This is a genomic window from Tamlana crocina, from assembly GCF_012037625.1.
In genome coordinates this window covers 69,060-83,160 of sequence record NZ_JAAVJS010000003.1, presented here as the reverse complement: position 1 = coordinate 83,160, position 14,101 = coordinate 69,060, and the positions used below count along the sequence as shown (strand labels likewise).

The window sequence follows — 14,101 nt, the reverse complement described above, 5'->3', positions numbered from 1 at the left end:
AAATAGGTTAGTTTGGCCTATTAACTCGAATGAATCTTTTGTGTTTTTTCACGATTGCCAACTAAAAAGCCGTACCACATAATGTATATAAAGCATAACATAGGGAGGATGAAAGAAAAATTAATTTCAGATACTCCTAAAATTTTAATATCGGATACTCCCGCCCCCCCAAAATCTATAATACTACCCTGTAATTTAGGCATTAAGGCACCCCCCACAATGGCCATTACCAAACCAGCAGACCCAACCTTAGATTGTTCTTCGGTTAAATCTCCTAGAGCTATACCATAAATAGTTGGAAACATTAAAGACATGCAAAACGATACGCCCACAAGTGCATAAAGGCCTAAAAGGCCATTTAAAACAATGGTTCCAGACACAAACACTATGGCTAATAACGCAAAAAGCATTAATAATTTACCAGAGCCTATAAATCTTAACATATACGTACCTACTGCTCTACCTACAGTAAATAAAACAAACGCTACCATTTGATAGTAACCAGCTGTAACACTATCTACACCAATACCCTCAGCATACTGGTATATGTAGGTCCAACACATAATTTGTGCCCCTACGTATAAAACTTGTGCTAAAACCCCAAGAGTGTAGTTTTTATTTTTAGCTAAATTTTTAAACGTTTCCTTAATGCTTGGCAAATGTCCTTCTTCTCTAGATTGTGGCATTTTACTAACCAAAAACAACACGAATACGCCTATAAGGACTAACCCCAAAATGACATACGGATTTCTAATTACAAGTAAATCTGAAGTTTTAATTAATAATTTAGAAGCCTCATCGAGTGATGAGAAGTTTTCAATATCATCAGACTGTAAATTTTTAAGCACAAACTGTTGAGCTACAAATAAGCCTAGTATTAACCCTACAGGATTAAATGCTTGAGCTAAATTTAAACGCTGTGTGGCTGTTTCTTTTGGTCCCATTGCCAAAGCATACGGATTTGCCGCTGTTTCTAAAAAAGCCAATCCAAACGTTAAAATATATAAACCAAGACAAAAGAACCAAAACTTCTCGGTGGTTGCAGCTGGATAAAACAAAAGTGCTCCAACAGCATACAGCCCCAAACCAATTAAAATGCCGGTTTTATAAGAATACTTGCGCATAAATATTGATGCTGGCAATGCCATGCAAAAATAACCGCCGTAAAACGCCATTTGAACCCAAGCAGCTTGCGAGTTTGAAAGTTCTAAAACTTTTTTAAAAGCCTGTACCATAGGATCGGTTACAGCATTAGCAAAGCCCCAAAGGGCAAAAAGCGAAGTTACTAATATAAATGGCAGCAACATTTTAGATGGTACCACAGGAATTTTTGATTTCATATTTAGTTTAGTTTAGAAATTTTTAGTTTGCAAAATCTTACGTTTTCATGATATTTAGCAGTAAAATCTATTCAAAAACATGTAAATATTGACCCATATGACAAATACTGCATAACTATTTTAAAAGTTTGCTTGGACTATACCCAAACTGTTTTTTAAATACCTTGCTGAAATAGAATGGATCATTAAAACCTATCATATCTGAAACTTCAGAAACATTGTAGCGTTTGGTTTTTAATAGTTGTGCAGATTTTTTTAACTGAATCGTTCTAATAAACTCGTAAGGCGTTAAATCGGTAAGTTGCTTAATTTTTCTATAAAGTTTTGAAGTACTCATGCCTACTTCTTCTGCTATAAAATTTGGTGATAGTTTGGAAGAACTAATATTGTTTTCTATTATTCCCTTTATTTTGGAAACTAAATCTATGTCTAATTGCGAGTGTGCTAAGGTTAATATATCACCTTCTACTTCACCTGAAAAACGCTGCTTTAAGTCAAAATGTAATTTTATTATATTATCAATACGGGTTTTTAACAGTGCGGGATCAAAAGGTTTTGTGAGGTAACCATCTACACCTATAGAGTATCCTTTTATTCTATTTTCATTTTCTGCTAATGCCGTTAAAAGTATTACACCAATATGGCTGATATCGTCATCTGATTTTAGTATTTCAACAAATTCAAACCCGTCCATAATAGGCATCATAACATCTACAACACATAAAACAGGCTTTTCTTTCTTGCATATTTCAAGGCCCTCTTGCCCATTTTTAGCCTCTACAACCTTGTAGAAGCTGGATAAGTACTGTGCCACATAATCTCTTAGTTCGGTATTATCTTCTATTAAAAGTATTTTTTGTTTTACTTTGGTTTGCGGTAACGGATTTGAGTTACCGCTAGATTGTACGATTTCTAATTGGTTAGTTATATGGCTCTCTTTTGGTAAAGAATCTACTGATTTGGTTTGGACAGCCTTAAAGCGTTCATCGTTATTATAGGCGTTTTTATTTACAGGTAATTCTACAGTAAATACACTACCCTTACCAATGGAACTATTAACCTTAATTTCTCCTTTATGGATTTCTACTAGTGCTTTTACTAAAGACAAACCTATTCCTGTACCGGTGTTCTCTACAGTAGTTCTAGCTTGGTAAAACCTGTTAAATATTTTTTCTTGACTTTCTTCTGGAATTCCAATTCCATTATCACTAACTTCAAGAATCATTTTTTTTGCATCGTTATCCTTTAGGCCAAGAAACAAATCCACATTTCCATTTCTTTCAGTGAATTTTACAGCATTGGAAAGCAAATTGAATAATATTTTACTAAACTTATCAATATCAATCCAACATATAAAAGCACCTTCGCTTTCAATGTTTAGACTTAAACTGATGTTTTTTTCTATAGCTAATTCTTTAAAAGAATTAAATACACTTTTAACATGCTCACTTACATTTGTTTTAGCTACTTTTAATTTTAACTCACCCGTTTCTGCTCTTCTAAAATCTAAAATTTGATTAACCAACCTTAGCAAACGATTGGCGTTTTGGTATACTAAATTAGCCCTACTAAGGATATAATCATCATTTTGATTATTTAATAACTGCTTTGCCGGCCCCAAAATGAGTGTTAGCGGTGTTCTAAGCTCATGTGATATGTTTGTGAAAAAACGGAGTTTTTCGTTGTTTAGTTTTTCATCACGCTCACGTTTCACTTTTTCAAGCAGCAATTCTTGCTTTAAGCGTCTACGATTTTTTAATTGGTTATGTAAAAAATATGCTCCTATTGAAAGAAGCCCAAAAATCATAATAAAAAAGATTGGTGTAAGCCAAAAAGGAGGTAAAACTTTGATCGTATAACTCGATATGTCACTTTCGTAACCATTATTGTTGGTTGCTTTAAGTTTTAAGCTATACTCGCCCGAAGGTAAATTGGCATACTGTATAGCGCGCGATCCGCTAGTTGTTTTGTTCCATTGTTTATCTAAACCATCTAGCTTATAATAAAACGTATTTTGCCTTTGACTGACATAAGATGGCAAAGAAAACTTAACTGTAAAATTTCTAGTTCCATACCCTAATTGTATTTGTTTTGAGTAATTAATATCTTCATTTAAAATTAGCACATTTTCAAGCTTTTCCCCTGGTTTAATTTCATTATTGCTAACTTTAAAATCAGATATAACCGGGATTGGCGCATTTTTATTTTCTTTTATTTCTAAAGGGTTGAATAATATTATTTCTTTGTTGCCCCCCAAATAAATTTTATCGTTATTAAAATGTAAAAAACCGCGTTTATTCCATAAGTTTGAACGCATACCGTTGTTAACGTAAAACGTTTTATAATCATTATTTTCGGGGTTATATTTTCCTATTTTATTGTAATTTAAGTTTAGCCATATTATACCTAAACTATCTGCTGTTATATCGGTAACCCATTCATCAGCCAATGCTTTGGGCTGATTTAGATGTACAAATTTATTGGTTTGTGAATTGTAATAGTGCAAACCTTCTCTTGTACCCGCCCAAAGCTTTTCGTGCCTATCAAAAAACAAATCCTTTACCTTGTTGTTAGATAAGCCTTCATTACTATTTTGGTTTGTATATTGCTCTAAACTATTGGATAGCATATTGTACTTAAAAACTCCTTCTTCGGTAGCAATCCAAAATAGGTTTTGAGATTTGGAATATACTATTTTGTTAATGTCTTTAAATTTGGGGTTATTTTTTTTTATAAAAACCTTTTCTCCTGTTCTTAAATTAAACTTTACAAGTCCTTCACCTTGTGAGCCTACTAATAGCTCATTGTTTGATATTTTATAAAACGCAAACACTGGCGAATTAACAAAACCTACATTTAGTTTTTTCTGTTGATTGTTTTTATAATTGTATTCTACAACGCCACCATCCCATAATCCGATGTAAAAAATGATGTTATCATCTGTGTAGATACTACCTATCTCCTTATAATTTTTAAGAACTTTAATAAAAGTATTATTTTTCTTTAAGAACATTCCTTGAGCGTGGGTTCCTATAAGTAGATTATTATCGTACGTTTTGGCAAAAGAACTGATAACTGGTATTTGATTGTTTCCCGTAAAATTCAACCCTAAAGATTTAAATTGGTTTTCAAATGGGTTTAAACTTTCCAATCCATTTTCTGTACCCACCCAAAGCACACCCAAATTATCGAAATACAAGGATATAATGTAATTATTCACAAGGGAATTAGGGTTGTTTAAATCGGTTGTGTGCTGCTTATATTCACCTTTTATAAAAGCTTCCATTGAGGTGCATTCAATAATTCCGTTAGATGTACCAAACCAATAACCGCCATCTGGGGCTTTAGTATAACACCTAAAATAACTACTCATGGGGTTTGCCCTAATGACTTTAAAGTTATTGTCAATCTTATCTAGTTTAAATAAACCCTCACGCGTTCCAACATATACATTATAAGCCTTATCTTCAAAAACAAAATAAGCATTGGCATTTTTATTTGTTACTCTAGTAGGGTGCAGTTCATAATTTTGTAAATCGTTTACTTTTCCAGTTTCATCTATAAAAAAACTAAACACTCCATTATTAAAACTGGTTACCCATATTCTACCGTCGTGTGTTTGAGTTATACCTCTAATATTATCAAGTTCTCCTAAATCTACTTTGTAAAACTTTTTTGTATTAGTATCTAGATAGCACAAGCCTTTATTTAATGTTCCCACCCAAACCCTTTGGGTTTTGTCAATAAATATAGATCTTAATCTATCTTCAACTATAGCATGTTTATCCTGAGGGTTTGAATGAAAAGTTTTGAAACTAGATGTAGGTAAGTGGTATTTAGTTAGTCCATTATCTGTTGCAATCCATAGATTAGATTTTTCATCTGGCATTATTTGTAAAATATCATTACTATTAAGATAATTTGATGTTTCATTCTTGGCTGAAAACACTTTAAAATCGTATCCATCAAAACGGCTTACACCACCAAATGTGCCTAACCATAAAAAGCCTTTATTGTCTTGAACAATACTTCTAACAGAATTATGAGACAAACCCTTTGTTTCGTTATAATGCTCAAAATATAGCTCTTGACCAATACCTTTAAAACAAAAAAATAAAATTATAGTGTATAAGAATTTAGTTTTGGACATGATAACTACTGTAATTGATTTATTTTAACTTTACTGTTGCTTAAATTAATAAAATTAACGCTTGGCACTCTTTTTAAATACTTTTTGTAAGTTAAACGAAGTCCGCACTTTTTTTATTCCATTCTAAATTTATACCAATCATCTTGATTTGGGTTTTCAAAAAAGTAAAAAAATAGATTTACTCTTGACCTTGGTTATTATAAACCAATAAACATGATAGCCAAGTTTTAACAGCTCTACCTTAATCTCCTTAACCCGTAATTCACAAAACTACACTTAAAATTACTTCTATTGATAGACATATGATATGGTTTTCTAACCATCGTTTTAATGCAACTGAATTAATTATTTACTATAACCTCTTTCTGTCCCTACAGACTTCACCCATCTTCTTAACTGTAAATTTAAACTAATGGTGTTTTAAATAAAAAAATTATTTCTAAGCTTTCTTCTCAAAGTTTATGAAAAAATTCCTTTTTCATTTTGACATGATTAAAAGATAAATAATATTAATTCTATTCTCCTTTTGTTCCGTCTAAGATAAAAAGTTCAATACTGCTAAAATTTGCAAAATATTTTTCATGAATATGATTTAGTTAGAAATTGGTTTACTAACGGATTCATGCCTGTTTTCTAACTTGGCTCCCCACTCCTTATTTGGTTTGGGTCCCATTTCGAATTCTAGTGTGCTACCGGCCATAATATCATCATGATGAATCCATGATTTCGTGTAGGACTTCCCATTAAGAGTTGCCGATTGGATGTAAACATTTTCTTGTGAATTATTATGAGCTATGATGGTAAATTGTTTTCCGTTGGATAATTTTAAACTAACCTTATCAAACATGGGGCTTCCAATTTGATACGTTGGGCTACCGGGACATGTGGGATAAAAGCCCATACTTCCAAAAATATACCACGACGACATTTGTCCGCAATCTTCATTACCCGGTAATCCTCCAGGACCCGAAGAAAAGTTTTCGTTGAGTAAGGTTCTAATCAGTTTTTGGGTTTTCCAAGGTGCCCCTATGTAATTATACAAATAAGGCGAGTGCATGGAGTATTCATCGCCCACATAATAAAAATCGTTTTCAAAAAAATGGTCTAGATAAGCTTCAAGAACCTCATCACCTCCCATGAAATTGGCAAGCCCTTGCACATCATGCGGGGCAAAGAGTGTAATATTTCTAAAATAATTTTCTCTATCCTTATCGGAACCATACGCCCAACCACTAATAGAAGGATCTGTAGCACTGCGCCAGCTTCCATCGGCATTTCTACCTCTCACCAACTTTGTTTCTGGGTCTAAAAAGTTTATGTAATAAAGTGAACGCTTTATGTATTCCTTGTATACTGCTTCTTTACCCATTGCATTTGCCATTTGGGCAATACAATAATCGTCGTAAGCAAACTCCAGGGTTCTTATGGCCGATTCACCATATCTATCTGTAGGTACGTAACCTAACTTTTGGTAATCTATAATACCTACACGAGCCACGTAATGTCCTGTACCGGGTGTTGTACCATTTTTTAACATAGCTCCAAAAGCCTTTTCTGTGTCATAATCTCGAATGCCCTTTATGTAGGCATCGGCAACAACCGCATCGGCATGAGTACCGTGCATGATGTTGGAGTACCCCGGACTAGGCCACTTGGGCATCCAACCTCCTTCATCATAAGAATTTAATAGGGCGGTAATCATTTCTGAAACCCTTTCAGGCTCGAGTAAAATAAGTAAAGGGTGCTCTGAGCGAAAAGTGTCCCAAATTGAAAAATCGGTGTACATCATCCCCGGCATAACCTTTCCGTTAAAAGCGCTATAGTGGTAACCATCTTCCGTAATGTTTCTTGGTAGTAATAAACTGCGCTGTAAGGCTGTGTAGAATATTTTCTTTTGGTCTTCTGACCCTTCGATTTGTATTTTTTCTAAGGCTTTATTCCATGCTTCTTTAGTGGCTTGTGCCGTTTTCTCAAAATCCCAATGATTAATTTCACTTTCTAAATTCTTTCTTGCTTGCGCTATGTTTATAAAAGAGGTCCCTATCTTCACCTGAACCTTTTCATCTTCTTCCGTTTTAAAAGAAACGTGAACTGCCGACGCCTCAGCCCCATTTATAGCCATTTGCATTAATTTAGATGCATTCAAAGATGCCGGTTGTGCACAACCAAATTTTAAAGTACCTCCGCCATAATAGTCATAGTATTCAATTTTTATTTTATAAGATTCCCCAGCCTTCAAATTCATACTAAAATCATCTGTTGTTGCGCCTCGATTAACCCAAGAATCGATGACTAATGTATCGTTTACAAATAAACGAACGCCATCATCAGAAGTTACATAAAACGTATGTTGTCCAGATTGTTTTGCAATAAGCTCTCCCGTATATCTCACTGAAAACAGGTCTGTATTGATGGTACTAGCAGGGGCTCCCGACCATTCAAAATCAATGGAGGAATCTATACGTTGTAAATTCGGTTTTCCCGAAAGTTCCATATTATTGTAGAATTCTCCCCTAAACCCATCAGGGAATAGCTCAATTGTACTACTTAAATCTGGTTTTGCTACTAGGGCAAAATCTTCAAAAGGTTTACTAAATTTTGCAACAAAATAAGATGCAAATTCCCTACCTGTGTAACCCTTATTGCCTTTTCTGCCGGTATTATCGGTATAGCCTTCTATTTCATTTTTTTCAGGATTTACACGAAAATAACCATGGGCCATCGGGTTATCGATAACAATATGTGACGCATTAGATTTTGGAAAGGTAAATTGCAAAAACTTGGCTTTGGATACTGCCGTAAGTTCTGCCTTAATATCATAATCATCCAGTATTATTGAATAATAGTGAGGTTGAGCTAATTCAGAACCATGACTAAAACTGGAGGCTCGGTCTTCGGGAGTTGTCTTTAACTCGCCAACTAATGGCATTATGGTCAATGAGCCATATTCAGACATGGAAGCCCCATTGGGATAATGCGTACTGCGGAATCCTTGTATTTTTTCATTCTCCCACCAATATGGAATATCTTTTGTTGTGGTTTGTGGGGTTATTTGAGTCATGGCAAATGGCAAACCAACGCCCGGATATACATGGCCTTGGGGCAATTCTGCCTGACTCAAGGTCGATTTACCAGACCATGATTTTGTACCTATTCTGGTGTCGATATGTTGTATTTGGTCTTTAGCAGTGACATCATCCTCTTGTTGGTTTTTTGTTTCACAACTTACAATCCATAGAACCAGAGCACAAAAGCTAAATAGATATTTATTTTTTTTCAAAATTTTTGATTTATAAATCATTTCATAAATTTTTATAACAATTTACCAAATGAAAGGACAGACTAGTAACTAAGCCCTTTCTACTTTTATGATATCGGCTCCTAAATCGCTCTTCATTTGAGTTGCATAAGGCCATTGTAGTAACCGCGAAAAACCTAAAACTTTTACACCTTCTAGTGCTTCTTGCATTTTTTCTATTATTATGTGTTTTCAAATAAGTTCTTAAATAGATACTATAATTACCAGAAATTGAAATATCTACATAAAGATAATTTTCAGTTTTTTAGTAAAAATAACATTTCGACAAACAACAACATAAACAACCTTATTTGTAAAGTAAACTCCAAATATTTAGGAATTTTGATTTATCTGTCCATAAAGTTGACAAATATTTTAGTTGATGTATGTTATTTTTTTCAATATATTTGGAAACTAAACCGATTTAGTTGTTTTTATTAATTTAAAACTAAACCGATTTAGTAAAAATCAAACTTACAAAGAACAAAAACACTATGAAATTTATCGTTGCTATTATTCTATGTATTACAACAAGCGTTAATGCCAATAACTCCAGCAATAGTTCTGCAGTTATTTTGCACGGAGGCACCAGTATTAGTCATATTCAAGAGCTAAACACCAATTACCACTTGCATCAAATTTGTAAAGATGATATTGAAGGCTACAAAGAAATGCTTTCTGGTTCGGAATTTTTCCTATATCCTTCGCTCAGAGAAGACATGAATGTTTCTATGATTGCAAGGGCTACAACTGGCAAAATGGGCTTTGAATTTCTAACAGGAAAAGTACCTGAAAACTATCAAAAAGATAGTGTCAACTTCTTTTTCTTAAGCGACATAGATTTTAATTTAAGGGAGTCATTCGACATTTTTGTAAACGACCAACACCTGCTAACTTTTAATTCTAACAAAGATGGTTCCTTGTCTATCACCGAAAATCCTGGTAATGGTAATGCTCAATACTTTTTGGTAAGGCGCGATGCCAATGGCGATGGTCTAGGAGCTTTTAGATTGTCGGTTCCTACCTCAAAAATAAAAAAAGGAGAAAGTGCCAAAATAAAAGTGATAGGACGCAAAAAAAATTCCAACTGCTGGTTTATGATTTTTAAGGGCACTGATGTTGTAGAGCGCATTAAAAAATCGGTTACAGAAGAAATGGCCTTCAGTATCAAGCAGAAAGATAATGTACTGTATGTAGATGCCCCTGCTCATTTTGCTGGCAAACCCATTCAATTAATTTCCGATGGAAAAAAGAGTAAATCAAAAACGTTTAAAGGTCAAGGCGAATTGGCAAAAGCATCTTTCCAAATTAACGCTCCTAAACATAGTTTTGAGGTTATTTACAACAATGAAACTATAACATTAACTTTTGAAAAAGGTGACGGCTCTGGCATGAAAACTGACATTGTTGGTTCATTTTTATACCATCATATTACCAATTACAATCCCTACTGGACTGCTTCTTTAGCTAAACTTTATAAACCTGAATTCTTTGATACTTATGATAATTTCTTCGATAAGAAATACGATAAAGGTTTAGTTTCAATAATGAATTCCAGTCACCAAGATATTGCTTGGGTAGATAGACCTTCGGTTTGTATTATTTTAAGAGACACGTTGTTATTGGCACCCGTTTTAAAGGATGCTTTTATACGCGATGACTATGGTTTTGACATTGAAGATGGTTTAATGTTGCGTGAATACATAGACCGCCACCCAGGTTCTGAGGCACAAATTACAGAATTATTAAATAGAAAATTAGTTTCTGTTGGAGCCACTTACAACTGCCCTTACGAAGACATGTATGATGCCGAAGACCAAGTACGCCAATTATATTTAGGTAAAAAATGGGTAAAAAAGACCTTTGGTGGATACGACTCTAAAGTATATTGGAATGTTGATGTACCTGGTAAAACCCTTCAATATCCACAAATACTAAAAAAAGCAGGTGTAGATTATATGGTTATTAGTAGGCATGCAAAGGGAATGTTCCATTGGGCGAGTCCAGATGGTAGTTCTGTGTTTACTTACTCCCCTGGGCATTATGGAAACGATTTATTATACCTAACCAGAGACATGAACAGCAAAATGAAATACGGAGCAGAACAAATACTTTGGTGGGAAAACAGTTTTGAAGATGGCAAAATACACACCCCCCTATTGTCCAGCCAAGACATGTTGCCTGCCATTGATTATTCTGACTATATTGATACTTGGAATACCTTCGATAAGGTAAAGGATAGCAACAGAAAAGAAGTTGAAGTGAATTTACCGAAAATGGAACTTATGACGGTTGATGAATACCTACCGCTAGCAGAACAACATGCTACCAAAGTAGATACCATCATGGGAGAACGCCCCAATGTATGGGTGTACATTCATGGCCCAGGGCATCATGATGCTCTTACTGCTAGTAGAGAGGGTTCTAAATTACTACCGGCCGCAGAAAAATTTCTATCCATTGCCAATAAATTAGACCCTGTTAAAACGCCTTATCCGTTTGAAACTTTTGATGAAGCGTGGCAAGCCAAAATTTATCCAGACCACGGCTGGGGCGGTCATGATGGCGATGTTACCGATAATCTATTTAAAGAAAATCTGATAAAATCGAGAACCATGGGGCAAAACCTTTTAAATGAAGGTTTAAATATCATTGCATCTAAAATTAAAAAAAATGAAAAAATAGGAATACCTATTGTGCTTTTTAATAGTTTGTCTTGGGAAAGAACAGACCCTGTAACCACTACACTACAATTTCCAAAAGGTTACAAAAATGGCATCACCATAGTTAATAAAGACAAAAAAATAATCCCATCACAAATTACAAATGCCAAATATCATGACGATGGAAGTCTAAAAAGTGCTGATGTTACTTTTATTGCTGAAAATATTCCATCTATAGGGTATGCCACATATTATGTTCAAAACAAAAAAACAACCTTTGCCAACAATACCAATGTTTCAAAAAGTGCTTACGAAAACCCTTATTATCGCATCAATTTTGAAAAAGGTGGTATGACCTCAGTTTTCGATAAAGAATTGAACAAAGAATTGTTTGATAATAGCGTATTTAAAACAGGCGACGTTTTCACCATGCAATCTGTTGGTAATGGCGCTGGAGAGTTTGGAGATATACAGCAACCTACTATGGTAGACTATGACCAAGTAAGCTTGCACAATACCGATTGGGAAGTTTTAGAAAATGGTCCTGTGTACACTAAATATAGAGTGGAACAACAAATAAAGCATGCTGTAGTTAGACAAGACATTACCTTGTACCACGACTTAAAACGTGTGTATTTTAACACCAGTTTACGCAATTGGTCTGGAGAACTTTATAGAGAATTTAGAACAGCATTCCCAGTAAACATGGAAAACCCTGAAATAGCCCATGAAGTACCTTTTGGTACTGTAAGAGTAGGCAAGGACGAAATTGAAACTGCTGGAGAACGCTACACACCACTATGTAAAGACGTACACCCAAGAGCTATTATAGATTGGATTTCGGCAACCGATAACGAAGTTTCTATAACACTAAGTTCATCAGTAGCAGCCGCAGATTGGATAGACCCAACAGGTAAAACCGACAGCAATATATTACAGCATTTGCTATTGGCCAGTAGAACCTCGTGCCATTGGGAAGGTAACGAATATTCGCAGGGTGGAAATCACGATTTTCATAATGTGCTCACCTCAACCAAAGCAGGTAGTGTATCAGGTCAAAAGATAGCGAAACAAAAAAATGAGCCGATTCATGTGGTAGTTAATCCCATTACCGCATCAAAACCTTATTTACCGCAAAATTTAAGTTTCTTCTCTATTGATACGGACAATATTATCATAACTACTATTAAAAAAGCAGAAGATTCTGAAGATTTTATTACAAGGATGTATAATGTAGAGGGTAGTACGGAAACAGTGAATGTATCCTCTTATTTTGATATTAAATCTTATCATCATACCAACATTATTGAAGAAAACCCTGTACCCGTTTCACCTCAATTGAAAATTGGTAAATATGCCATAGAAACCTATAGTTTAAAAGTTGATTAATAGCAGTTATATTTTCTTAAGAGAAAGCCGGCTTCACTTTAAAGATAGCCGGCTTTATTATTTATTAATAGCATTTATCCGAATTAATTGGTAATTACAGGAGCATCAATTGGAGTTTTACTTTTTACCACAACATAAGTAGAAATTGCATAGAAAGCCCCTGTTTGTCCAGATTGCGTACCCCCATCAGACACCCAATCTTCAAAATCGTATTCAAAATTAAATGTTACATTAGAATTTGATTTATCAAACTCATCAATCCTAACTGGTACTGCCATTCCCGGGCACCAACCAGCTCTATCTGGCGCCCAATTACCTCGTTGCGGGTTTATTTTATTACTACCACACCCTATTGGTTTAAGCTCGTGCGTAAACTTAGTTTCATTATCAATTTTAATTTGATGCGTTCTAAAACACCACTCAGCACAACCTCTACCATCGCTATCGGCTGGAGTTGCATGTCCCCAACCACTTATTATAGTTCTTAAATGTGTACTAAATGCATTACTAGGAACAGTAATTGTTTTGGATAAATCAAAGCCTGCGGAACTACTACCGTATGGAACTCCTCCTAAAGAAGAACTGTTATAAGCAAGAACTTCTGAGACGGCGTAATAGGGAAAATCTGGTATACCTTCTTCAAAATCAAAATCAACCGATAAATTCCAACCGTCATCTCCCCAAGTCTCTATAAATGCACGAAGTTCTACCTGACCTTCTAGAAGAGATTTAAAATCGGTAACATCTATTTCAATACCGCGTGTTAATTGTGAGGTATCTACTCCATAAGGTGTAATGTATCTCCCCAACTCAAACCACTTTTTAGTTTTTTTATCCTTGACACTAATATTGGCATAAACATCCCAAATATTGCACCCTGCATTAGGGCAATCTAATTGTATAAACATTTTCACAGCCTTAACATTAGTATTATCTTCATTTAAAGTAAAAGTTGCTATTTTACTTTGGCTAAGACCTGCTCCAAATGCTATTCTGGTTTTACTAAACGTTTTATAATTTAAGGTTTTGAAATCTTGTAGAGGATTCTTAGGTTTCTCAGAAGTATTTGTACCATCTGCAGTATTGCCACTACAGCAAAAACTAAATACTAATATAAACGGTAAATAAACTGAAATTTTTAATACTCTTTTTAATACTCTTTTTAATAATTCTGTATTAATGACTTTATTCTTCTTTATCATTTTTTACTAAATATTACGTAAATAGGCGTTTCTTAATAGAATAAGTAATACTAACAGTA

The 14,101-nt window shown here is 34.4% G+C and carries 6 protein-coding genes; 1 reads left to right on the top strand and 5 read right to left on the bottom strand.

Annotated features, from left to right (window positions below; all coding sequences use genetic code 11):
* Positions 1-20: 20 nt before the first annotated feature.
* From fucP to HC176_RS02760, 4 genes are all read right to left on the bottom strand, one after another.
* Positions 21-1,340, bottom strand: coding sequence for an L-fucose:H+ symporter permease (gene fucP, locus HC176_RS02775; protein WP_167916667.1), 1,320 nt, complete (start codon positions 1,338-1,340; stop codon positions 21-23).
* Between the two features lie 115 nt (positions 1,341-1,455).
* On the bottom strand, positions 1,456-5,490 hold the full coding sequence (locus tag HC176_RS02770) for a hybrid sensor histidine kinase/response regulator transcription factor (protein WP_167916666.1): 4,035 nt from the start codon (positions 5,488-5,490) through the stop codon (positions 1,456-1,458).
* A 592-nt stretch (positions 5,491-6,082) separates the two neighbouring features.
* Complete coding sequence (locus HC176_RS02765) at positions 6,083-8,770, bottom strand: GH92 family glycosyl hydrolase (protein WP_167916665.1); 2,688 nt, start codon at positions 8,768-8,770, stop codon at positions 6,083-6,085.
* Between the two features lie 69 nt (positions 8,771-8,839).
* Positions 8,840-8,959 carry a CoA transferase gene (locus HC176_RS02760; protein WP_167916664.1) on the bottom strand — a complete coding sequence of 40 codons (120 nt, stop codon included), beginning with the start codon at positions 8,957-8,959 and terminating at the stop codon, positions 8,840-8,842.
* A gap of 323 nt (positions 8,960-9,282) precedes the next feature.
* On the opposite strand from HC176_RS02760, the gene HC176_RS02755 reads away from it, so the two are divergent.
* Complete coding sequence (locus HC176_RS02755) at positions 9,283-12,840, top strand: glycoside hydrolase family 38 N-terminal domain-containing protein (protein WP_167916663.1); 3,558 nt, start codon at positions 9,283-9,285, stop codon at positions 12,838-12,840.
* 83 nt (positions 12,841-12,923) lie between these two features.
* Here HC176_RS02755 and HC176_RS02750 read toward each other — a convergent pair whose 3' ends face one another.
* Positions 12,924-14,042 carry a peptide-N-glycosidase F-related protein gene (locus tag HC176_RS02750; RefSeq protein ID WP_167916662.1) on the bottom strand — a complete coding sequence of 373 codons (1,119 nt, stop codon included), beginning with the start codon at positions 14,040-14,042 and terminating at the stop codon, positions 12,924-12,926.
* Positions 14,043-14,101: the final 59 nt, after the last annotated feature.